At 73.0% G+C, this 21,032-nt stretch carries 22 protein-coding genes, 1 tRNA gene and 1 pseudogene; 15 read left to right on the forward strand and 9 right to left on the reverse strand.

Annotated features, from left to right (window positions below; genetic code table 11):
• The first annotated feature begins 19 nt into the window (after positions 1-19).
• Complete coding sequence (locus tag ACFY7C_RS12265) at positions 20-1,162, forward strand: DUF475 domain-containing protein (protein WP_389647843.1); 1,143 nt, start codon at positions 20-22, stop codon at positions 1,160-1,162.
• A 122-nt stretch (positions 1,163-1,284) separates the two neighbouring features.
• A complete protein-coding gene (locus ACFY7C_RS12270; RefSeq protein ID WP_389647845.1) occupies positions 1,285-2,022 on the forward strand; it encodes a Tellurium resistance in 738 nt (245 codons plus the stop codon).
• A 122-nt stretch (positions 2,023-2,144) separates the two neighbouring features.
• Here ACFY7C_RS12270 and ACFY7C_RS12275 read toward each other — a convergent pair whose 3' ends face one another.
• Positions 2,145-3,014 carry a TerD family protein gene (locus ACFY7C_RS12275; RefSeq protein WP_389647848.1) on the reverse strand — a complete coding sequence of 290 codons (870 nt, stop codon included), beginning with the start codon at positions 3,012-3,014 and terminating at the stop codon, positions 2,145-2,147.
• Positions 3,015-3,168: 154 nt separating this feature from the next.
• Here ACFY7C_RS12275 and ACFY7C_RS12280 point away from each other — a divergent pair, with 154 nt between their 5' ends.
• The 3 genes and pseudogenes from ACFY7C_RS12280 to ACFY7C_RS12290 form a co-directional block, all read left to right on the forward strand.
• The gene (locus tag ACFY7C_RS12280; RefSeq protein ID WP_389647850.1) at positions 3,169-4,428 is read left to right on the forward strand and encodes an HpcH/HpaI aldolase/citrate lyase family protein; all 1,260 of its coding nucleotides are present in this window, start codon (positions 3,169-3,171) and stop codon (positions 4,426-4,428) included.
• A gap of 36 nt (positions 4,429-4,464) precedes the next feature.
• A complete protein-coding gene (locus ACFY7C_RS12285; RefSeq protein ID WP_389647852.1) occupies positions 4,465-7,212 on the forward strand; it encodes a phosphoribosyltransferase in 2,748 nt (915 codons plus the stop codon).
• Positions 7,209-8,096: pseudogene (locus tag ACFY7C_RS12290) on the forward strand (HAD family hydrolase); the annotation flags it as partial. The gene ACFY7C_RS12285 and the pseudogene ACFY7C_RS12290, both read left to right, overlap by 4 nt.
• A 19-nt stretch (positions 8,097-8,115) precedes the next feature.
• Here ACFY7C_RS12290 and ACFY7C_RS12295 read toward each other — a convergent pair.
• Positions 8,116-8,895: a DedA family protein gene (locus ACFY7C_RS12295; RefSeq protein WP_389647855.1), complete on the reverse strand. Its 780-nt coding sequence runs from the start codon at positions 8,893-8,895 to the stop codon at positions 8,116-8,118.
• Between the two features lie 109 nt (positions 8,896-9,004).
• On the opposite strand from ACFY7C_RS12295, the gene ACFY7C_RS12300 reads away from it, so the two are divergent.
• Together ACFY7C_RS12300 and ACFY7C_RS12305 are read left to right on the forward strand one after the other, a co-directional pair.
• Entirely contained in the window at positions 9,005-10,327 is a 1,323-nt protein-coding gene (locus ACFY7C_RS12300; RefSeq protein WP_389647858.1) for a sensor histidine kinase, read from the forward strand.
• Positions 10,318-10,983 carry a LuxR C-terminal-related transcriptional regulator gene (locus tag ACFY7C_RS12305; RefSeq protein WP_389647861.1) on the forward strand — a complete coding sequence of 222 codons (666 nt, stop codon included), beginning with the start codon at positions 10,318-10,320 and terminating at the stop codon, positions 10,981-10,983. The genes ACFY7C_RS12300 and ACFY7C_RS12305 overlap by 10 nt, the downstream gene beginning before the upstream one ends.
• Positions 10,984-11,025: 42 nt before the next feature.
• Here the strand turns inward: ACFY7C_RS12305 and ACFY7C_RS12310 are convergent, their stop codons facing one another.
• On the reverse strand, positions 11,026-11,235 hold the full coding sequence (locus tag ACFY7C_RS12310; RefSeq protein ID WP_389647864.1) for a zinc ribbon domain-containing protein: 210 nt from the start codon (positions 11,233-11,235) through the stop codon (positions 11,026-11,028).
• Between the two features lie 9 nt (positions 11,236-11,244).
• Complete coding sequence (locus ACFY7C_RS12315) at positions 11,245-12,495, reverse strand: hypothetical protein (protein ID WP_389647867.1); 1,251 nt, start codon at positions 12,493-12,495, stop codon at positions 11,245-11,247.
• 149 nt (positions 12,496-12,644) lie between these two features.
• On the opposite strand from ACFY7C_RS12315, the gene ACFY7C_RS12320 reads away from it, so the two are divergent.
• The 4 genes from ACFY7C_RS12320 to ACFY7C_RS12335 all read left to right on the forward strand — a co-directional run bounded on the left by ACFY7C_RS12320 (position 12,645) and on the right by ACFY7C_RS12335 (position 14,555).
• Positions 12,645-12,716 (forward strand) — tRNA-Val (locus tag ACFY7C_RS12320).
• Positions 12,717-13,523: 807 nt separating this feature from the next.
• Positions 13,524-13,772 (forward strand): hypothetical protein, encoded by a 249-nt coding sequence (locus tag ACFY7C_RS12325; protein WP_389647869.1) that lies wholly within the window; start codon positions 13,524-13,526, stop codon positions 13,770-13,772.
• A 232-nt stretch (positions 13,773-14,004) separates the two neighbouring features.
• Positions 14,005-14,208 (forward strand): hypothetical protein, encoded by a 204-nt coding sequence (locus tag ACFY7C_RS12330; protein WP_389647871.1) that lies wholly within the window; start codon positions 14,005-14,007, stop codon positions 14,206-14,208.
• Entirely contained in the window at positions 14,205-14,555 is a 351-nt protein-coding gene (locus ACFY7C_RS12335) for a hypothetical protein (protein ID WP_389647873.1), read from the forward strand. Before ACFY7C_RS12330 ends, ACFY7C_RS12335 begins: the two co-directional genes overlap by 4 nt.
• A 103-nt stretch (positions 14,556-14,658) precedes the next feature.
• Here the strand turns inward: ACFY7C_RS12335 and ACFY7C_RS12340 are convergent, their stop codons facing one another.
• Both ACFY7C_RS12340 and ACFY7C_RS12345 read right to left on the reverse strand, forming a co-directional pair.
• Positions 14,659-15,249, reverse strand: coding sequence for a DUF4352 domain-containing protein (locus tag ACFY7C_RS12340; protein WP_389647875.1), 591 nt, complete (start codon positions 15,247-15,249; stop codon positions 14,659-14,661).
• Positions 15,250-15,391: 142 nt separating this feature from the next.
• Positions 15,392-16,027, reverse strand: a complete 636-nt coding sequence (locus ACFY7C_RS12345; RefSeq protein WP_389647878.1) for a PASTA domain-containing protein — start codon at positions 16,025-16,027, stop codon at positions 15,392-15,394.
• Positions 16,028-16,139: 112 nt separating this feature from the next.
• Here ACFY7C_RS12345 and ACFY7C_RS12350 point away from each other — a divergent pair, with 112 nt between their 5' ends.
• Both ACFY7C_RS12350 and ACFY7C_RS12355 read left to right on the forward strand, forming a co-directional pair.
• On the forward strand, positions 16,140-16,676 hold the full coding sequence (locus ACFY7C_RS12350) for a DUF4231 domain-containing protein (RefSeq protein ID WP_389647881.1): 537 nt from the start codon (positions 16,140-16,142) through the stop codon (positions 16,674-16,676).
• Complete coding sequence (locus tag ACFY7C_RS12355) at positions 16,673-17,476, forward strand: MBL fold metallo-hydrolase (RefSeq protein WP_389647883.1); 804 nt, start codon at positions 16,673-16,675, stop codon at positions 17,474-17,476. The genes ACFY7C_RS12350 and ACFY7C_RS12355 overlap by 4 nt, the downstream gene beginning before the upstream one ends.
• Here ACFY7C_RS12355 and ACFY7C_RS12360 read toward each other — a convergent pair.
• On the reverse strand, positions 17,418-18,182 hold the full coding sequence (locus ACFY7C_RS12360) for a GntR family transcriptional regulator (RefSeq protein WP_389647885.1): 765 nt from the start codon (positions 18,180-18,182) through the stop codon (positions 17,418-17,420). The two genes, ACFY7C_RS12355 and ACFY7C_RS12360, sit on opposite strands and share 59 nt — an antisense overlap.
• A 220-nt stretch (positions 18,183-18,402) precedes the next feature.
• Between ACFY7C_RS12360 and ACFY7C_RS12365 the strand changes: the two genes are divergently transcribed.
• Both ACFY7C_RS12365 and ACFY7C_RS12370 read left to right on the forward strand, forming a co-directional pair.
• On the forward strand, positions 18,403-18,627 hold the full coding sequence (locus ACFY7C_RS12365; RefSeq protein WP_389647889.1) for a hypothetical protein: 225 nt from the start codon (positions 18,403-18,405) through the stop codon (positions 18,625-18,627).
• Between the two features lie 130 nt (positions 18,628-18,757).
• A complete protein-coding gene (locus ACFY7C_RS12370; RefSeq protein ID WP_389647891.1) occupies positions 18,758-19,012 on the forward strand; it encodes a DUF2277 domain-containing protein in 255 nt (84 codons plus the stop codon).
• A 32-nt stretch (positions 19,013-19,044) separates the two neighbouring features.
• Here ACFY7C_RS12370 and ACFY7C_RS12375 read toward each other — a convergent pair whose 3' ends face one another.
• Together ACFY7C_RS12375 and ACFY7C_RS12380 are read right to left on the reverse strand one after the other, a co-directional pair.
• Positions 19,045-19,698 carry a DedA family protein gene (locus ACFY7C_RS12375; protein WP_389647894.1) on the reverse strand — a complete coding sequence of 218 codons (654 nt, stop codon included), beginning with the start codon at positions 19,696-19,698 and terminating at the stop codon, positions 19,045-19,047.
• 756 nt (positions 19,699-20,454) lie between these two features.
• The gene (locus ACFY7C_RS12380) at positions 20,455-20,928 is read right to left on the reverse strand and encodes a DoxX family protein (protein WP_389647897.1); all 474 of its coding nucleotides are present in this window, start codon (positions 20,926-20,928) and stop codon (positions 20,455-20,457) included.
• Positions 20,929-21,032 lie beyond the last annotated feature (104 nt).

Consider the following 21,032-nt stretch of genomic DNA (forward strand, 5'->3'; position numbering starts at 1 on the left):
TTACACGATGGGGTAGACAGTGGTTCTGAAAACCTTCGGGTGGTCGTTCGCCATCACGGCGCTCGGCCTCGCTTTCGCCGCTTGGCAGTGGGGGTGGGAGGCGTTCGGGGTCGTTCTGATCCTGTCGATCCTCGAGATCTCGCTGTCCTTCGACAACGCGGTCGTCAACGCCGGAATCCTGAAGAAGATGAATGCCTTCTGGCAGAAGATCTTCCTCACGATCGGCATTCTGGTCGCGGTCTTCGGTATGCGGCTGGTCTTCCCCGTCGCGATCGTCGCCATCAGCGCCAAGGTCGGCCCGATCGAGGCCGTCCAGCTCGCGATGGACAAGCCGGAGCAGTACGAGGCGCTGGTCACCGACGCCCACCCGGCGATCGCCGCCTTCGGTGGCATGTTCCTGCTCATGATCTTCCTCGACTTCATCTTCGAGGAGCGCGACATCAAGTGGCTCGGCTGGCTCGAGCGCCCGCTGGCGAAGCTCGGCAAGGTCGACATGCTGTCGGTCTGCGTCGCCCTCGTCGCCCTGCTGGTCTCCGCGATGACCTTCGCCACCCACGCGCACACCAGCGTCGGTCACGTGGACAAGTCCGCGACCGTGCTGCTCTCCGGCGTCGCCGGCCTCATCACGTACCTCATCGTCGGCGGTCTCTCCGGCTTCTTCGAGAACAAGCTCGAGGAAGAGGAGGAGCGCGAGCACGAGGAGGAGGAGAAGGCCAAGGCCCAGGGCAAGCAGGTCTCCGCGGTCGGCCTGGCCGGCAAGGCGGCGTTCTTCCTCTTCCTGTACCTGGAAGTCCTCGACGCCTCCTTCTCCTTCGACGGTGTCATCGGCGCCTTCGCCATCACCAACCACATCTTCTGGATGGCGCTCGGCCTCGGCATCGGCGCGATGTACGTCCGTTCGCTCACGGTCTACCTGGTCCGCCAGGGCACCCTCGACGACTACGTCTACCTGGAGCACGGCGCCCACTACGCCATCGGCGCGCTCGCGGTCATCCTGCTCATCACCATCCAGCACGAGATCAGCGAGCTCATCACCGGCACGATCGGCGTCATCCTCATCGCGGCGTCCTTCCTGTCCTCCGTCCGCCGCAACCGGGCCCTCGCGGCGGCCGAGGGAAAAGCTGACCCCTCGGACAAGACAGAGGTGAAGTCGGGGGTGTGACACCCCCGTCCATGAGGAACGCTTCTCTGCGGGGCGGCCGGTGCACCCGGCCGCCCCGCGGCGCGTGAGGCGCCGGGCGGGGGTACGGACGACGTGGGAACGAGCGTGGGGGGTGCGGAGCCATGGGCTTCCTGGACAATCTCTTTCCGGCCAGGGGAGAGCCGTTCGACTCGGGTGGGTCCGCGTCGAACTCGATCGACCTGACCAGACGCCGTCCCAGCGTCTCCCTCACCAAGCAGGGCGCCGCCACCGGCAACCTCCGGGTCAACCTCTCCTGGCGGATGCGGAGCTCCGACATCGAGCGCCGCCCCCGCCAGTCGAGCAGCCTGCTGCGCCACCCCCTGAAGCTCTTCAAGCCCGAGGAGGTCCAGGCCCACACCCAGGGCGTCGTCAACGTCGACCTCGACCTCGGCTGCCTCTACGAGCTGGCCGACGGCAGCAAGGGCGTGGTGCAGCCGCTCGGCGGCTTCTTCGGCGAGCTGAACGAGCCGCCGTACGTGAAGCTCAGCGGCGACGACCGGTTCGGGGCGCCGTCCGGCGAGACGATCTTCGTCAACCTCGACCACCGGGACGCGATCAAACGCCTGCTGTTCTTCGTCTACATCTACGACCAGACCCCGGCCTTCGACCGCACCCACGCGACGGTCACGCTCTACCCCAGCAACGGCCCGCGGATCGAGATCGAGCTGGACGAGGACGCGCCGCAGGCCCGCTCCTGCGCCGTGTTCACCGTCGAGAACGTCAAGAACGAGCTCGTCGTCCGCCGCGAGGTGAGGTTCGTGTACGGCTTCCAGGCCGAGCTGGACCGGCTGTACGGATGGGGCCTGCAGTGGGGCCGCGGCTACAAGTCGAAGACCTGAGCACGGCCGGCCGGCAGCCGTTCGGCCGGAGCGGCCGGAAGTCGTTCGGTCGGCAGCCGGCCGGTCGGCAGCTGTCCGGCCGGCAGCGGGCGGCCACCTCGGTGTCGCCGGGGCCGGAGACGTCAGCGCCCGACGAACTGCGGCCCCATCGGCGGCATGCGGAACTCCGCGGCCGCGTGCGGATAGCCGTACGCGGGAACGGGGCCCGGTGCCGGTGCACCGGCCGGCTGCGGATAGCCGTACGCCGGTGCCGGGGGAGCGGTGGGCTGCGGGGGTACGGGCCCCGGAGGCGGCGGCACCGCGGCCCCGGCCGGGGTGTGGACCATCGTCGCGTCCGGGTCGTGCCCCGGGGCCGGGGCGGGTGCCGAGGAGGCGTCGGGGGCGACTGTGTCGCCCTCCGGCTCCGTGTCGCCGCCGCCCTCCGCCGCGTCGTCCACCGAGACCCCGAAGTCCGTGGCGAGTCCGACCAGGCCGGTCGGATAGCCCTGGCCCACCGCGCGGAACTTCCAGCCCTCGCCGCGCCGGTACAGCTCGCCGCAGATGATCGCCGTCTCCTCGCCGGTCTCCGCCGACACGTCGAAGACCGCGAGCGGCTCCCCGTCCGCCGTCCCGGCGGCTCCCGGCGCCGCGTCGAACAGCATGATCCGCAGGTCGGAGACGCGACGGAAGGTGTCACCGTCGGAGGAGGCGGCGATCACCACCTGGTCGACCGAGGCGTCGAGCGCGCCCAGATCGGCCTCCACGGTGTCCGTGAGCCCCTCGGGCCCACGCTTCTTCGCCAGCCGGCGCACCAGTCCCGAGGGATGGCGCGGCTGGTTGTAGAAGACGAAGTCCTCGTCGGACCGCACGCGTCCGTCCGGGCCGAGCAGCAGGGCCGAGGCGTCCACGTCGGGCACCCCGGGTCCCGGAGTCCAGCGGAGCACGGCCCGTACGGCCGCGGTGTCGAGAGGGACGTTGGAGCCCTTCAGCATCGCGTGCGTCATGCCCGTCATCTTCCCTGCCCGCCCACCTTCCGGACAACGTGGGGGGCCGGATGCGGACGAGTTACCTGAACTTCACGTACGCGGGGAACTACGGACACCCTCACCTACGTACTATTACCGGCCACATGTCGTCAGGGCCTTGAGGGGCCAGTCGGGGGAGAACATGCGTCATTTCGGGCACATCCCGGCCGCCACGCGGAGCGGGCTGTTCCACCAGGAGCCCGCCGAGTTCTCGGCCGGCTCCCCGGCGCGCACGCTCGCCGTGGCCCTCGGTGCCACGCTCTACAGCCCGGCCACCAGGCCGCGGCTCGCCGACGACGTGCGCAAACAGGCCGCGCGGGGCGTGGCCTCGATGGTGCTGTGCCTGGAGGACTCCATCAGTGACGCCGACGTCGAGGCGGGCGAGGACAACCTGGTCGGCCAGTTCGCCGCCCTCGCGGCGGCGGCCGGCGACACGGCGGGCGGTCGCGAGGGCGCGGGCGGCGCGGGGAGCGGTCGCGAGGGCGCGGGCGGCGCGGATGCCGGCGGCGGTAGCGGTGGGGTGGAGGACCTGCCCCTGCTCTTCATCCGGGTCCGCGAGCCGCGCCAGATCACCGAGCTCGTCTCCCGGCTCGGCGAAACGGTTCGGCTGCTGTCCGGATTCGTACTCCCCAAGTTCACCGAGACCCGCGGCCGGCCCTTCCTCGAAGCGCTCACCGCCGCCGAGCAGGCCTCGGGCCACCGGCTCTTCGCCATGCCCGTCCTGGAGTCCCCCGAGCTGCTCCACCTGGAGACCCGGGCCGAGACCCTGGCCGGCATCGCCGCCCTCACCGGCAAGTACCGCGAGCGGATCCTCGCCCTCCGCCTCGGCGTCACCGACTTCTGCTCCAACTACGGGCTGCGCCGCTCGCCCGACATGACCGCCTACGACGTCCAGATCGTCGCCCACGTCATCGGCGACGTCGTCAACGTCCTCGGCCGCTCCGACGGCACGGGATTCACCATCACCGGCCCCGTCTGGGAGTACTTCCGCCCCGGCGAGCGCATGTTCAAGCCACAGCTGCGCCGCAGCCCCTTCCTGGAGGGCCGCGCAGAGGACCTGCGCACCGCGCTCATCGAGCACGACCTCGACGGACTGCTGCGCGAGATCGAACTCGACCGCGCCAACGGCCTCCTCGGCAAGACCTGCATCCACCCCACCCATGTGCTGCCGGTGCACGCGCTGTCCGTCGTCAGTCACGAGGAGTTCAGCGACGCCCAGGACATCCTGCGGCCGGAACGCGGCGGTGGCGGCGTGCTCCGATCCGCCTATACGAACAAGATGAACGAGGTGAAGCCGCACCGCGCGTGGGCCGAACGGACCCTGCGGCGCGCCGAGGTCTTCGGCGTCGCCCGCGAGGACATCGGCTTCGTGGAGCTGCTCACCGCCGGACTCGCCGGCTGACGGCCGGCCGACGGCTGACGAAGGGACAACGACGACGTGGTGTGGACCGGAACCTGGGTCGCGGAGCGACTGGGCGTCGAACTGATCGGCGACGAGGAGCTACCGGGCCTGCTGGGCCTCGCACTGCGCCGTAACCCCAAGCGCGCCCATCTGCTGGTCTCCAACGTGCTCGGCAAGCACGTGCCGCAGCGCCCCTCGGTGGTGCGGGACGCGGGCTACGACCTGGGCGTACGGGTCCGGGCGCTGCTCGGCGACGAGGAGGCGGCGCGGGCCGTCGTCCTCGGCTACGCGGAGACCGCGACCGGCCTCGGCCACAGCGTCGCCGACGGCCTGGCCCTCGCCCCGTACCTCCACTCCACCCGGCGGCCGGTCCCCGGCGTCGCCCAGGCCGGCGGCTTCGAGGAGTCCCACTCGCACGCCACCTCCCACCTGCTGCTCCCCGAGGACCCGAAGCTGCTCGCGGGCGACGGGCCGCTGGTGCTGGTGGACGACGAGTTCTCCACCGGCAACACGGTCCTCAACACCATTCGTGACCTGCACGAACGCCACCCGCGCGAGCGCTATGTGGTGGTCGCCCTCGTCGACATGCGCGGCCCCGCCGACCGCGACCGCCTCACCGCCTTCGCCGCCGAGCTCGGCGCCCGCGTCGACCTGATCACCCTCGCGGCGGGCACGGTGGGCCTCCCGGACGGCGTCCTGGAGAAGGGCCAGGAGCTGGTGGCCGCGCAGGAGGCGGCGGCGGCCGCGCACGAGGTGGCGGCTGGGCCCGAGGCTGCGGCGGGCGGGCACGAGGTGGCGGCGGGCGCGCACGAGGCCGGGACTGGGCTGGAGGCTGTGGCGGGGCGCGAGGCGGTGGGCGGGACCGGGAGCGCCGCTGCCGGAGCGCCCGAGCCGTCCGCGGCCGTGCCCGCACCGAGGACCGCCCACCAGGCCCCGCACCCGGCCCCGCACCCGGCGCCGGAGCCCGCCCCGCACCCCGCCCCGGTCCGGGTCGACCTCGCCTGGCCGGCCGGTGTCCCCGACGGCGGGCGCCACGGCTTCACCCCGGAACACCGGACCCGCCTGGAGGCGGCCCTCCCGGCGATGGCGGCCCGCCTCGGCGAGGCCCTCCGCCCCCGGACGGCGGTCGGAGACCGGGGCGACGGCGGCGTGCCCCGGCCCCGCGTGCTCGTCCTCGGCTTCGAGGAGCTCATGTACGCGCCGCTGCGGCTCGCCGAGGAGCTGGAGCGGGGAGGGGCGGACGTCCGCTACTCCACCACCACCCGCTCGCCCGTCCTCGCCGTCGACGACCCCGGCTACGCCATAAGGACCCGGCTCGTCTTCCCCGCGCACGACGCGCCCGCCGACGGGCCCGGCGAGCGGTACGCGTACAACGTCGCCGGCGGCGGCTTCGACGCGGTGGTCGCCGTCGTCGACTCCGTGGCCGACACCCCCGAACTCCATGCCCCGGGCGGGCTCCTCGCCCGTCTCGCCGCGCACATACCGCACGTGGTGCTGGCCGTCGTCCCCTCGTACGTACCACCGGGGACCCCCGCATCGCCTCCATCTGACGAAGCTCCCGAAAGGAGCTCCATGCTGCCCGAGCCCCTCCGCGGCCCCGCCTTCTCCTCGTACGCGCCCGAGGAGGTCGGCTGGCTGCTCCAGGACCTCTCGGACGTCGAACTCGAGGCCCCGACCGAGGAGCGCGAGGAGGCCATACAGAGCGGCGGCGCGCACTACGCCGAGTCGCTGCCCGTCGAGTACCAGCCCAGCGAGCGCTACCAGGAGCTGTTCCACAGCGCCCTGGAGGCCTCCGCCGCCCGGATCGCCCGCGCGGTCGGCACCGTCACCGAGACGGTGCTGGCGGAGCGGAGCGCCCGACGGCCCGACGGCCGCCCCGTCCTGGTGTCCCTGGCCCGAGCCGGTACGCCCGTCGGCGTGCTGATGCGGCGCTGGGCGCGGCACCGGCACGGCCTGGAACTCCCCCACTACGCCGTCTCCATCGTGCGCGGCCGCGGCATCGATGCCAACGCGCTGCGCTGGCTCGCGCGCCATCACGACCCGGCCGACGTGGTCTTCGTCGACGGCTGGACCGGCAAGGGCGCCATCACCCGCGAACTCGCCCAGGCGATCAGGGAGTTCGAGGAGAGCGGGCAGGCCGGGGAGTCAGGGGCGGCCGGAGCGCCGGGGGCCCGCGAGGGCTTCGACCCGGAGGTCGTGGTCCTGGCCGATCCCGGCTCCTGCGTGCGCACCTACGGCACCCGCGAGGACTTCCTCATCCCCTCCGCCTGCCTCAACTCCACCGTCTCCGGCCTGATCTCGCGCACCGTCCTGCGCTCCGACCTGGTCGGCCCGCACGACTTCCACGGCGCCAAGTTCTACCGGGAACTGGCCGGCTCCGATGTCTCCGGCGTGTTCCTCGACGCCGTCGCCGCCCGCTTCGACGAGGTCGCCGACACCGTCGACGCCGACGTCAAGGAGCTTCTCGCCGCCGACCGGACGCCCACCTGGGAGGGCTGGGCGGCCGTCGAGCGGATCAGCGAGGAGTACGGCATCCACGACGTGAACCTGGTCAAGCCGGGCGTCGGCGAGACCACCCGGGTCCTGCTGCGCCGCGTCCCCTGGAAGATCCTGGCCCAGCGGGGCGCCGGCGCCGACCTGGCCCACGTACGGCTGCTCGCCGAGCAGCGCGGCGTACCGGTCGAGGAGGTCGACGGACTGCCGTACACCTGCGTCGGATTGATCCACCCCCAGTACACAAGGGGTGCGACAGGCGCCGACGGCAAGGCGGTGGTGTCCCGATGAGTTCCACGCACACATCCGCCACCGCCACCGACACCGCCCCCGTCCTCGTCGCCAGCGACCTCGACCGCACCCTGATCTACTCGACCGCCGCCCTCGCCCTCGGCATGCCCGACGCCGAGGCGCCCCGGCTGCTCTGCGTCGAGGTCCACGAGTCCAAGCCGCTCTCCTACATGACCGAGGAGGCCGCGGAGCAGCTGCGGGCGCTGACGGAGGAGACCGTCTTCGTCCCGACGACCACGCGCACCCGCAAGCAGTACCAGCGCATCAGCCTCCCGGGCGGCAGTGGCAGTGGCGACGAGGTGGACGTACGCGGTGCCGCGTCCGTGCCCACGCCCACGTACGCGATCTGTGCCAACGGCGGCCACCTGCTGGTCGACGGCGTCACCGACCACGACTGGCACGCCGACGTGCTCCGCCGGATCGCCGACGCGTGCGCCCCGCTCTCCGAGATCCGCGCCTACTTCACCGCCACCACCGACCTCTCCTGGGTGCGCAAGCACCGGGTGGCCGAGGACCTGTTCGCCTACCTCGTCGTCGAGCGGGAACGGATGCCGGCGGACTGGCTCGCGCGGTTCACCGAGTGGGCGGGCGAGCGCGGCTGGACGGTCTCGCTCCAGGGCCGCAAGGTGTACGCGGTGCCGAAGCCGCTCACCAAGAGCGCCGCCGTCCGCGAGGTCGCCCGCCGCACCGGCGCCCGCCTCACCCTGGCCGCCGGCGACTCGCTGCTCGACGCCGATCTGCTGCTCGTCGCGGACCGGGCCTGGCGTCCCGGCCACGGCGAGCTCGCCGACGCCGACTGGACCGCCCCCCACGTGGAGGCGCTGGCCGAGCGGGGCGTGGCGGCGGGCGAGGAGATCCTGCGCCGCTTCCGGGCGACGGCGAGGGGCGAGGAGATCCCCTGGTTCAGCGAGACCGCTCTGCCGGCGCCTGGCCTGTCCGGCCTGCCCGGCCTGTCCGGTGCGCCCGGTCTGTCCGGTGCACGCGGTCTGTCCGAGCCCGCCGTGCCGTCGCCCGCTCTGTCTCCGCCCGCTCTGCCGGATCGGCCTGATCTGCCCGGGCGGCCCGCGCCCGGCGTGCTCCCGGACCCGGCCTGAGCGCCCGTACGACCCGCAGCGCGACGAAGCACACCGCCGCGGCCGACGCCGTGACGAGCACCGCCTTCGAGTAGACCGAGACGTAGTCGGTGACCTGCTCCCAGTTCTCGCCGAGCACGTACCCGGCGAGGACGAAGGCGGTGTTCCACAGCGCGCTGCCGAGGGCCGTGAGGGCCAGGAAGACCGGCAGCGGCATGCGTTCGCCCCCGGCCGGCACCGAGATCAGGCTGCGGAAGATCGGCACCATCCGGCCGAACAGCACGGCCTTGGTGCCGTGCCGGGCGAACCACGCCTCCGTCCGCTCGATGTCCGCCACCTTCACCAGCGGCAGCCGGGCGGCGATGGCGAGCACCCGCTCACGGCCGAGCAGCGCTCCCACGCCGTAGAGCGCGAGCGCGCCGACCACCGAACCGGCGGTGGTCCACAGCAGCGCGGCGAGCAGGCCCATCCGGCCGGCGGATGCGGCGAAACCGGCGAGCGGCAGGATCACCTCGCTGGGGAGGGGCGGGAAGAGGTTCTCGAGGGCGACGGCGAGGCCCGCACCGGGTGCGCCGAGGGTTTCCATGAGGCTGTTGATCCAGGTCTCCATGTCCTCGACGCTAGGAAGCCGGGCGGCGGGGCGGACTGCTGCGGGCCGTAGGGGCCGGTGCGGTTTTCCGCAGGGTGCGGGGGAGCGGGGCGCGCTAGCGTGGACGATCATGAGTGAGCGCGGGGTGGACGGGCGGCGGACGACCAGGCGGGAGCAGCCGGCGGCCAAGGCCGAGGCGCAGGCGCAGGACCAGGCGCAAGCCTTGGACCAGGTCCCGGCCCAGGTCCAGGCCAAGGCGGCTGCTGCGTCTGCGTCTGCCGCTGCGTCTACGGCTGCGAGCGGGGCCGGCGGGCAGCGCACGGTGACCGCGCCCGCCACCACCGTCGCGACCGGGCTGCGCACGGCGGCCGGCCTCGCGCTCGGCGCCGCCGCCGCGCTGCTCGAAGCGGTGGCCGCGCTCGCCGCCCTCCCCGTGCTCCCGTTCACGGCGTGGCCGCGCGGCCGGCGGGCGGTGGCGGCGGTGGCCGGACGGCTCGTCGGGATGGAGCGGTGGCGGCTGGAGCGGTTCCTCGGCGTCCGCGTCCCGCCGTACGGACAGCCGCGGACGGTCCCGTACCTCGTCGCACGCTGGCCGATCGCCCTGCTCGGCGGGGTCGTCCTCGGCTGCGCGGTGATCGGCCTGGCGTATCTCGTCTTCGCGCTCGTCGGCTGGCTCTTCGTCGACCTGCGGGAGCCGGTCATGGTCGTCCTCGGCGGTCTCGGCGGGCTGCTCCTCCTGTTCCTCGCCACGCAGGGGATCGGCCAAGTGGCCCGCAGGGAAGGGGAATTGGCGCTTCGGATGCTCGGTCCCCGGCAGGCCGACGCGCTGGAGGCCCGGATCGCCGAACTCGCCGCGAGCCGGGCCGAGATCATGGACGTCGTCCACGAGGAACGCCGCCGCATCGAGCGCGACCTCCACGACGGCGTGCAGCAGCGGCTCGTCGCCCTCGGCATGCTCATCGGCCGCGCGCGCCGCAGCCAGGACCCCGACCGCGCCGCCGAACTGCTGCTCCAGGCCCACGAGGAGAGCCGGCGGGCCCTCGCCGAACTCCGCGAGGTCGCCTGGCGCGTGCACCCCGCGATCCTGGACCAGGCGGGCCTGCGCACGGCCCTGGAGGCGGTCGCCGAACGCGGCCCGCTGCCGGTGCGGCTCGGCTACGCCGTCGCCCGGGACCTGCCGAAGGCGGTGGAGACGGCGGCGTACTTCGTCGTCTCGGAGGCCGTGACGAACGTGGTCAAGCACGCCGGTGCGAGCGGAGTGGACGTGGAAGTGCTCTGGAGGGAGGGAGAGTTGGACGTGCGGGTACGGGACGACGGGCGCGGCGGCGCGGACCCCGGGGGCAGCGGCCTGGCCGGCCTCGCGAGCCGGGTCGCCGCGCTGGACGGGCGGTTCGCGGTGGACAGCCCGTCGGGCGGGCCGACGGAGATCCGGGCGGTGCTGCCGTGCGCGTGATGCTGGCCGAGGACTCGACCCTGCTGCGCGAAGGGCTCGTACGGCTGCTCGCCGAGGAGGGCCACGAGGTGCGGGCCGCTGTCGGCACCGCCGTCGAGCTGCTCGCGGCCGTCGACGCGGACCCGCCGGACGTGGTCGTCGCCGACGTCCGCATGCCGCCCACCCACACCGACGAGGGGCTGCGGGCCGCGCTGGAGATCCGCTCCCGGCTGCCGGAGGTGGGGGTGCTGGTGCTGTCGCAGTACGTGGAGAAGCGGTACGCGACCGAGCTGCTGACCGGCGGCACGGAGAGCGGGCCGGGCGGGGCCGGTGTCGGCTATCTGCTGAAGGACCGGGTGGCGCAGGTGGACGAGTTCCTGGACGCCCTGGAACGGGTGGGTGCGGGGCGTACGGCCTTCGATCCGGAGGTCGTACGCCGGCTCCTCGTCCGCTCCTCCCACACCGACCCACTGGCCCGGCTGACGCCGAGGGAGACCGAGGTGCTCGCGGCGATGGCGCAGGGCCACACGAACGCGTCGGTGGCGGCCCGGCTCCATGTGTCGCGGAGCGCGGTGGAGAAACACATCAACGCGATCTTCGACAAACTGGAGCTGACCGGCCGGAGCGACGGCTACAGCAGGCGCGTGCTCGCGGTGCTGCGCTACCTGGACAGCTAGGGAGCGGAGGTGCCTGGTGAGGCCCTGCCCCCCGGCCGGGGCTCAGCCGCAGCAGCCCCCGCCGCAGCAGCCTCCGCCACCGGAGGGGCCGCTCTGCGCGGCAGCCGTGCCGCCCACGGCGACGGCGGAGAGCAGCTTGACGGTGTCGTCGTGCCCGGCGGGGCAGGCGGCGGGGGCGGAGGACTCGGCCATCGGACGGCTGAGCTCGAAGGTGTCGCCGCAGGTGCGGCAGCGGTACTCGTAACGGGGCATGGCCCCAGGTTACGGCTTCGCCCGCTCCTCCCGGATGCGTTCGACGACTTCGTGGGCGGCGGCGCGGATCGCCGCCAGCTCGGTGAGGAAGGCCCAGTAGTCGGGGTGGCGGCCGGTGTCGAGGGAGGCGACCGCGCGGTCGAGCCGGGCCACGGCCGCGTCGAGCGGCTGGGCGTGCCGGGGGTCGGGGGTGTTCCGCCCGGCCATGGCGAGCCGCTGGGCGTCCCGCAGGGCGAAACGCGCCCGGTCGATCTCCGCCTGCGGGTCCTTGGCGACGGCATTGAGGCGTCGCAGCCGCTCGCCGGCCGCGGAGACGGCCTCGTCGGCCGTGTTCAGCAGGGCGCGGGCGGTGGCCAGGAGCGCGGTGGCGTCGGGCCAGCGCTGCTCCTCGCGGGCCTTCGCCGCCTCGGCGAGCCGGTCCTCGGCCTGCCGGGCGGCGGTGACGGCCTGCTCCGGCACGTGCTGGAGATCCTGCCAGCACGCGGCCGAGAAGCGGCGGCGCAGCTCGGACAGGATCGGTTCGACCCCCTCGGCCCGGGTGGTGAGCGCCTGGGCGCGGGTACGGAGCGACACGAGCCGCTTGTCGATCTCCGCGGCCCGCTCCGGCACGCGCTCGGCCTCAGCCCGTACCGCCTCGGCCTCACGCAGCACCGTGTCCGCGCGCTGCAGCGTCGCGGTGACGCCGTGCCGCCCCGCGCCTTCGTTGAGCCGGGTCAGCTCGGGCCCGAGGCGGGCGAGCCGGAGCGCGAGGTCCTCGGCACGGAAGCCCTGCTCCCTGACCGTGTCGAGAGCGGTGCTCGCACTTCGGAGCGCCTGTCGCGCCCGCTCGACGGCGGGTGCCAGCTGTGCCAGCTGGGTCTCCGCCCGGTCGAGCAGCGGCGCGAGCCCCTGCTCGAACCGGTCCAGCTCCCCCTTGACCCGTACGAGCTCGTCCCTGGCCCGCTCCAGCTCCGTCCGGGCCCGCCCGGCGGTCGCCGCGTCCAGCTCGTCCCGGTCCAGGTCGTGCGCGTCGACGGCGGTGATGTAGCCGTGACTGACCTCGTCGATCCGCCGCCCGAGCGCCGCGAACCCCTCCACCGCCCGGCGGGCGTCCGCCGAGTCGTCCACGGCGGTGATCGTCTCCACGGAGATCCTGAGCCCCCGCTGGGCGGTGTCCAGCTCGTAGAACGCGGCCGCGGCGGCATCCTTCGCCGCCTGCGCCTCGGCCCGCCGGCTCTCGTCCCGCCCCCCGAACCACCGCCGGGTCCTCTCGGTCGCCACGTTCCCTCTCCCCGTGCTGTGTCCGCCGCCCTGCCGGGTCCGGTTCATTCTCCCACCTGGTGAGGACGACGACACGGCCCGATCAGTTCACCCGCCCTATCGGTTTGCGGCACCCACCCACCGGCCATGTACGCTGTTGCCTCATTCCAGGGTGCGTAGCTCAGGGGTAGAGCGCTGCTCTTACAAAGCAGATGTCGGCGGTTCGAAACCGTCCGCGCCCACCGGCACGAAGGCCTCCAGTCGATCATGACTGGGGGCCTTTGGCATCCACTTCTGACATCAACGGGTGCGGTCGAACACGCCCGGGGACGGCTTCTGGGCAGCCGATCCATGTGACACAGGACGAGGCCGGTCCGGGTAGGCCGCAGCCGCAGGATGCGCGGGGCGCGCGGTTCGGGTTCGGGCCGACACCTGGGAGCTCCCCGCCGGCGTCCTCGAACTTCACCGAGGGCCCCGAAGAGGGCGTAGCCCGGAAGGCATCGAAGGAGACCGCTATCAGGGTCGAGGCCGAGCGCATGACCGTGGTCTACGCGACGACAAGGGCCCCGCACGTCCGCAGCCACGACGGCCGGCCCTACTGCGTAGGTCGGCATGACAACCCTCATAGCTCTCGACTTCGAGCTCCTGGCGGAGCAGAGGTCCCACGACAATCTCTGCCTGAGGCTCGGGCCGTACCGCCACATCTGAGACTCGTACTACCTCGACATCGACGACACCGCCACAGCGTCACCGGATCTCAGCGGGAGCCCACCTGGAGCAGTGGAGGAACCAAGTCGATGGGGGGACAGGAGGCATGGCATCAAAGTCCGCGATCTCGGCAGCAGTTGCGAGGTAGTCGGCGGGCGTGATGTTCCAGCCTGCAACGGAAGAGACGCGGAGGAGACCTTCACGGCCCCGAGTCCTTTGGTGGCACTGGGCCGACCGCCAGGACGAGCCCCTGGAACTCTGCCCCTTCCCTGGCTTGGTCCGCTGATTTCCACAGCCTTGGGTATCGTCCAACCGGTCGATCAGTCGGTAGCGGGGGTGGCATGCACAACGAGCGGCTCGACGAGCAACTGTCTGATGAGGAAATGGCGCTGTTCGTCCAGTACCTGCATCGGTTTGCGAACCACGATGTAGACGTTTTCCTGAACCTGGAAGCCGGGGACCCCGAGCACCCCGTCTACGTGATGTTCGGCAGGGACTATCCGCCGGTTGGGGACGCTGCGGACTATCGACGGCCCTTCGCGGACCGGCGACAGGTGACAGCCAAATCTGACATCAACGACGGTGGATGACAGCAGTCCTGTACGGCCCTTCGTGGTGTCCGCGAGCTGGAGCGCACCCTCAGCAGCCGTGATCCGCACGAGCTTGCAAAGCAGATGTCGGCGGTCCGAAACCGTCCGCGCCCACCGGCACGAAGGCCTCCAGTCGATCATGACTGGGGGCCTTCGGCGTGTTCATGGACGGCCGCGCCACCGCCCGAGCGGTCCTGGACGAGGCGCGCTGAGGTGCGATAGGGGGTGGGGGATGGCAGGCGAGAGCGATTGGCGAAACAATCCGCATTGGTACCTCATGATGCTGGTGCCGCTGCTGGTCATCCTGATCATTGAGGACGACACCATCACCCGAAGCCTTCTGGTTTTGGGGCTCTTCTCGGGTGCTGTGGTGTACGGGCGCGCGTGGGTGAAGCAGAGCAGCCGCAGGGCCACCGCTGATCGGCTGAGCCGATGAGCGTGGACCCCGGCGAGTCCCCGGGGGTTGTCCATGCAGCGGCATCAAAGGCTTCTGTGACTGCCGGAACCGGCTCGGCGCCGATCGAGAGTACCCACGTCACCGTCTCCGCAGAGGGCACGGGGCTCCGCTTCACATGGGATGCCGATGCCCGGATCGAGGTGCGGAACCTTGGAGGCGAGGTCGTCATCGAGGCGAACGCCGCCGGTCTCAGGACGCTTGCCGGGCATCTTCTGGTGCTGGCCGGCGAAGGAGTTCCGGATGGGGCCCATCTGCACCTCGATGACGGCAACGGTCTGGAAGACGGATCCGTCGGTCTGGTCCTGGAGCGCAGCGAAGAGGAGTGACCGCCCTTGCGTGACGGCGGATGACGGCGGCTCGGAAGCGTCCGAGCCTGCCGGTACGAAGACCGGCAGGCCGTCGTCGGGGTGCCGCGGGCGACCTCGTTCCTTACGCCTTGGGGAGGGTCCACTCCACGGGGTCGTCGGAGAGGGCCTCGGGGGCGTACATGACGCGTTCGGGGCGGGTGTTGCTCATGACGGGGAACGGGATCTTGCCCTTGACGCAGCGGCCGGCCTTGACGGGGAGGTCCATGGGGAACTCGGGCTTGGGCAGGTCGCCGCCAGTGCTGCCGGTGACCTTGACGACCGTGCCGTCGGCGTAGGCCAGGGACCAGGGGAACTGGCTGACGGAGAACGTATTGCCCTCGATGTTGCAGACCTTCGCCTCGACGGTGGCCCAGACGTCGCCGCCCTGCGTGTCGCGATCCGGGGGCTGCGGGCCCTTCGCGGGCTGGGTGTACGCGAGGACGGTGGCGGTGAACCGAACGCCGTTCTCCGTGTCGTCGACCTCGGCGGACTCGCCGAGCGAGTAGGTGGACGGCGTCGGGGCGGCGGCGGGAGTCGTGACGGCGGAGCTGGTGATCGGCTCCGGTGCGGTGCTGGTCTTGGTGACGGTCGGCTTGCCGTCGTCGCCGCTGCCGCACGCGCTGAGGGTGAGGAGCAGGGTGGCCGTGATGACGGTGGTGGTGCGGGTGCGCATGGTCCCCCCAGGACGTCGCGTGATGAGGAAGATCATCATGAGCCGAAAACAGGTGTGGCGGGGGAGGGTTGGCCAAGCCGTGACGGTGCCCTGTGAAGCGATCCCGGTCCGCCGGCCCGGCCCTCGCCCCCGCTGAGGGGCGTCAGCAGCTTTCGCCGAACTTGACGGCGGTCAGGGTGACCGGCCGGCCGTCGAGGCTTGTTCCGGGGGCCGGGTCCTGGGTGCATACCTGCCAGTTGGACTCGATGAGCACCTTGCGGCCCTGCGGGGAGGCGTCGGTGACGGTCAGGCTCGTGGAGGTGTCCAGGGACTGGCGGGCGATCTTGACGGACTTGCCCGTGAAGTCGGGCATCGTCGAGGCGGTCGTCGGGTCGGCGCTGCCCTGGTCGACGGCCGGGCAGTCCTCTTCGAGCTTGACGGTGGCGAAGTCGACCTTCGTGTCGGTCGGGTGCCGGCCGGCGGCCGGGGTCTGGCCGCAGACCTTCCAGTTACGGTCGAGGGCCTGCAGGCGGCCCCGGCCGAGCGCGTCGTGGGAGCTCAGACGGTAGAAGCCGGCGGCCTGCGCCTGGTCCTGCGCGGACTGCAGGCCCTTGCCGGTCATGTCGGGCAGCGTCGCCGACTTCCCGTCCGCGTCGGTCGGCGCGTCGGTCGGTGCCTCGGCGGTCCGGGTGGCGCGGGGCTTGTCGCCGGATGTCCTGTCACCGTCCTCGCAGGCGGTGGCGGTCAGGGCGAGAACGGCGGCGGCGGCGAGGCCGGCGGGCAGGTTCTTCATGCGCATGCCGCCAGACTGACGGACGGGGCGCCGGCCGTGGAGGAAGTGACCGTGTCGTGACACGACGAAGGCCGGCCCTGCTTGACGTGTTCAGAGCGGGGGCGGTGTACTCCGGCGCATGGAAGACATGGGGGACGCGCCCGAAGGACAGGCGTGGAGCGGGGTCATGACGCCGCAGCGGTACGTGGACGAGCGGCTGGCGCAGTACCAGGAGTGGTACGACAGCAAAGCGACCAAGATGAAGGCGATGCATCTGCGGATGCGGACCGTGTCGGTGGTCGGGGGCGCGCTCGTGCCCGTGCTCGTGAATCTGGACGTGGGGTTCGCGCGGATCACCGCGACCGTGCTCAGTCTGGTCGTGGTCGCCTCGGTGTCGCTGGAGAGCGTCTACCGCTACCGCGAGCAGTGGAAGAACTATCGGTCGACCGAGCAGTTGCTCGGGCACGAGCGGGTCTACTTCGCCGCCCGGGTCGGGCCGTACCACGGGATGTCCGACCGGAACGCGTTCACCACCCTGGTCGCCCGCGTGGAGAAGGCGATCGCCAGCGAGAACTCGGCGACGCTCAACGTCATGACCCTCGGCGGCCAGGTCAGCGCCGAGCTCCAGCAGTACGGGCTGCCCGCGCAGCGGCAGGGCGAGGCGGCGGGCGCGTGACGGGCCTGCGCCTGACCGTGCTCGGTTCCGCCACCCCGTACCCCGCCGCCGGCAACCCCTGCTCCGGGTACCTCCTGGAGGGCGGCGGCGTCCGCGTGTGGGTCGACGCGGGCAGCGGGACGCTCGGGGAGCTGCGGCGGTACGTGGGGCTCGGGGAGCTGGACGCCGTGTGGATCTCGCATCTGCACGCCGACCACTGCGCCGATCTCCTCACCGCCTACTACGGCCTGCTCCACGCCGATGTCCACCGGGCCGCGCCGCTGCCGCTGTTCGGGCCGCCCGGCATCGCCGACCGGCTGGCCGGCTTCCTCACCAACGGCCCGGACCGCAGTCCGGTCGAACGGGCCTTCGCCGTCACCGAGTCGTACGACGGTCAGCGCATCCGTCTCGGAGGTCTCACGCTGCTCGTCCGCGCCGTCGAGCACGGTGGGCCGCCCGCCTTCGGGCTGCGGGTGGAGGACGCCGAGGGAGCCGTGCTCGCGTACTCCGGCGACAGCGAGCCCTGCCCCGCCCTCACCGAACTCGCCCGCGACAGCGACCTGTTCCTCTGCGAGGCGGACGGGGAGGGGCCCGGGCACCTCGCGCCCGAGGAAGCCGGGCGGACCGCCGCCGAGGCGCGGGCCGGGCGGCTGCTCGTGACCCATGTGGGGCCGGCGATCCCGCCGGAGGAGGCGGTGCGGCGGGCGGCCGGCGAGTTCGGCGGTCCGGTCGAACACGCCGGGCCCGGACGGACGTTCACCGTCACGCGTCGAAGTCGTACTCCAGGACGTACGAGGCCGAGTCCAGCGTCATCTCGTTGAGTTCGACCGCGATGCCCGCCTCCGTCAGGGCCGTTCGGCTGACGAGGATGACCGGGGTGCCGAAACCGAGGGCCAGTCGGGCGGACTCCTCCGCCGTCGGCATCCGGCAGCGGATCTCCTCGCGGAAACGGGCCGGGCGGTGGCCCAGTTCGGCGAGCCGGGCATAGGTGCCGCCGGGGCCGGTGTCCGGCTCGGTGATGGCGGTGCCCCGGGTGAGGTCCGCCGGCAGGTACGAGACCGAGAGCAGCACCGGCTTGTCGTCGAGCACGAAGCGCCGGCTGCGGACGCAGACCGGGTCGTCGGGCGAGCCGAGCCCCAGCACCCGGGCCACCCGCGCCCCGGCGGGGGCGGCGGGGCTCACCTCGATCTGGTCCACGACGAGGGCCCGCTCCTCGATGTCGGCCGACCAGACCGATCGGCCGTTGCCCCACTGGTCGTGGGCGAGCCGGGGGATGCCCCGGCGGCGCAGCGGACGGAAGGTGCGGACGAAGACGCCGGCGCCCTTGCGGGCCTCGGCGAGGCCCTCGTTGCGCAGGACGGACAGGGCTTGGCGGGCGGTCATCCGCGCCACGTCGTAGGTGGCCATCAGATCGTTCTCACCGGGGAGCCGGTCGCCCGGCGCGAAGGTGCCCGACTGGATCGCGGTTCTCAACTCGTCGGCGATGCGCTGGTACTTGGGCCGACGGCCGCTTTCCTGGTCAGTCATGGGTGGACCACTCCCTTCCGTCTGCGGGACACCCTACGGCGCGCCTCCGGGGGCCGGTGCACACGTGTGCGCCGGGCCGCGCGGCCGATCCGTCCTTCGGGGGACATCTCTAGAGATGCGTTGACAGTGGGGGATCGCGGGGCTTCTCTGGGGGTGTCCGTCTGATCTCCACAGCGTGATCTCCACAGCCGATGGCCCAGCAGCCGGAACGGAGGGAAACGTGCAGCCCGTGCCCGAGGTGGGAGACCTCGTCCGTGACACGGCCACCGGACAGGTCGGCTTCTACGTCGACAGCGTCGCCGGCCGTTTCCTGATCCGGCCCGTCCACGGTGGGCGGGCGTGGGAGGCCGAGCCCGCCGACGTGCAGCTCGCCACGCCCATACGGGAGCTGCGCGCCCGCGCCGCCGAGATCAACGCCCGCAGCCGGCGGAGCCTGGGCACCTGACCCGCTCGCCCGCGGCGGCTGCGGGGCGCTGCGCCTCCGGGGGCGCCGGGGGCCCGCGGCTCCGTGTCGTCGCGGCGCCGGGTCCGCTGCTCCCGGACGCATTGTCGGTGGGGCGCGTCACACTGGAGGCATGTGCCGCAGCATCAAGACCCTCCGACCGCCCGCCCTGCCCCACGAGGCCACCGAGGACGACGTCCGCGCCGCCGCGCTGCAGTTCGTCCGCAAGGTCTCCGGCTTCCGCGCGCCCGCCGCGCACAACCGGGAGGTGTTCGACCGGGCCGTGGACGAGATCGCCGAGGCCACCGCACGCCTCCTCGACGACCTGGAGATCCGCGGCGCGCACTCAGCGCATACGGCCCGCCCGGAACCCCAGCCGGCGCCCTAGCCGGTCCTGCCGCGCCGGAGCTCCGCTCCGGGTCAGGCCGCCGGAGCGGGAGCCACGGCCGGACGCCGTATGACCCACGCTGCCAGCGTGCCCGCCAGGAAGAGCGCCAGGACCGGTACGCAGGCGCCGAGCCAGGTCGCGCCCAGCCAGCGGCCGCTGAGCCAGCCGAGGCCCACGCCATAGGTCGCCCACACCGCGGCCGCCAGGGCCGACCAGGGGAGGAAGTCGCCCAGCCGGCGCCCGGTCGCGCCCGCGCCGAGGGAGACCACCGAGCGGCCGGCGGGGGCGAAGCGGGCCAGGACGACGAGCAGCCCGCCGCCGCGGGCCAGGGTCTCGCCGAGACGTTCCTGCGCCGTGGCCAGGCGGCGCGAACGGGTGACGGCGCGGCCGATGCGGGTCCCGCCGCGCCGGGCGATGCGGTACGCGGCGAGGTCGCCGAGCACGGAGGCGGTGGCCGCGCAGAAGAGGAGGGGGAGCAGGTCGGGGGCGTACGGAACGTCCGCGACGGTCCCGGCCGTCGTCGCCGTGGCGGCGGAGGCGGCCGTGGCGGCGGTGACCACGAGGATGCCGCTCGGCAGCACCGGCAGGAAGACGTCGAGCAGGATCGACGTCGTCACCGCCGCGTAGATCCACGGGCCCGCGGTCAGCGACTGCAGTGACCACCCCGTGCCGTCGAGCACGTTCACAGCGCCAGAGCCTACGCGTCGACCGCCGCCCCGCCTCCGCCCGGGGGCCGGGAACCGGCCTGAGGGACCTGGGGGGGGGCGGGTTGGGGCCGGGGCGGGCCGTCTCGCCGCGCCGGTCGATGGCTGGGACCTCGGCCCCGGGCCCGGTACCTGAGCCGGCCCCGAGTTGGCCGGGAGCCGGCCCTGAGGCGGCCGGGGTGGGGAGGCGGCCCAGATACGAGCCGGACGTGCGCGGGGCCCCGGCGCGGGCCAGACCTTGCCCGCGCCAGCGGCTCGCCGGACGCGCACCAGGCCCCGAGCAGGGCCCTCGTTCGGCCGAAGCCCGGCCGTGGCCCGGATGCGAGCCGGGCCAGCGGCTGGCCGGGTCGGACTCGCGCGGGGCCCTGGCCCGCGTGACCTGCGGGACGCGCCCCGACGTGCGCCAGGTCCGCACCCCGCCCCGAGCAGGGCCCTCGTCCGGCCGAAGCCGAAGCCGAAGCCGGAGGCGGAGGCGGGCTCGGGCCTGGCCGGGTCGGAGCCGCGTGGGCCCCGGCTGGGCCATGCCTGGAGCGCGCAAGCAGCCCGCCGGACGCGCCCGGCCCGCACCCGGCCCCGAGTTGCTGGGGGAGTGGGCCCCGCGTCCAGCCGGGCCGGACCCGTGTGTCCCGGTCTGGGCGCGGCCCGCGGCTGCAGCCCGCCGAACGCACTCAGGCCCCGCCCAGACGCGCCCGGGCGCGGCCGGGCGCGGACTCGGTCCGCAGCCCCCGGGACGGGGCTCTACGCCGCGGCCGCAGCCGCGGTCTTCTTCTCCTCCGGGCGCTCAGCGTCGCCGCTCGTGCCGCGGGTGCGGAACAGGCGGTCGAGGCCGAGGGCGCCCGAGCCGGTGAAGACGAGGAGCAGGAAGGCCCAGCAGAAGAGGGCCGCGGCCTCGCCGGAGTTCTGGAGGGGGAAGAGGGCCTGGGGCTGGTGGACGTCGAAGTAGGCGTACGCCATGGAGCCGGACGCTATGAAGGCCGCGCCGCGCGTGCCCAGGCCCAGCAGGACGAGGCCGCCCGCGACGAGCTGGATGACGGCCGCGTACCAGCCGGGCCAGGCGCCGGTCGGCAGGGTGCCGCCGCTGCCGCCGGCGCCGCCGAGGACACCGAAGAGGGAGGCGGCGCCGTGGCAGGCGAAGAGCAGGCCGATGACGATCCGGAAGAGGCCGAGCGCGTAGGGCTGGGCCTGATTCAGGCGACTCGCGAGCGAATTCATGGGGGGAAGGACTCCTTCGGTCTGGCCCGGGCGAGCGCCCGGGCCGTGGGGACGGCACACCGATGAGGCCCCTAGGTTAGGCACCCCTCACTATTACTTGCAAG

Origin of the sequence: Streptomyces sp. NPDC012769 (assembly GCF_042901205.1) — a bacterium.
GTDB lineage: Bacteria > Actinomycetota > Actinomycetes > Streptomycetales > Streptomycetaceae > Streptomyces.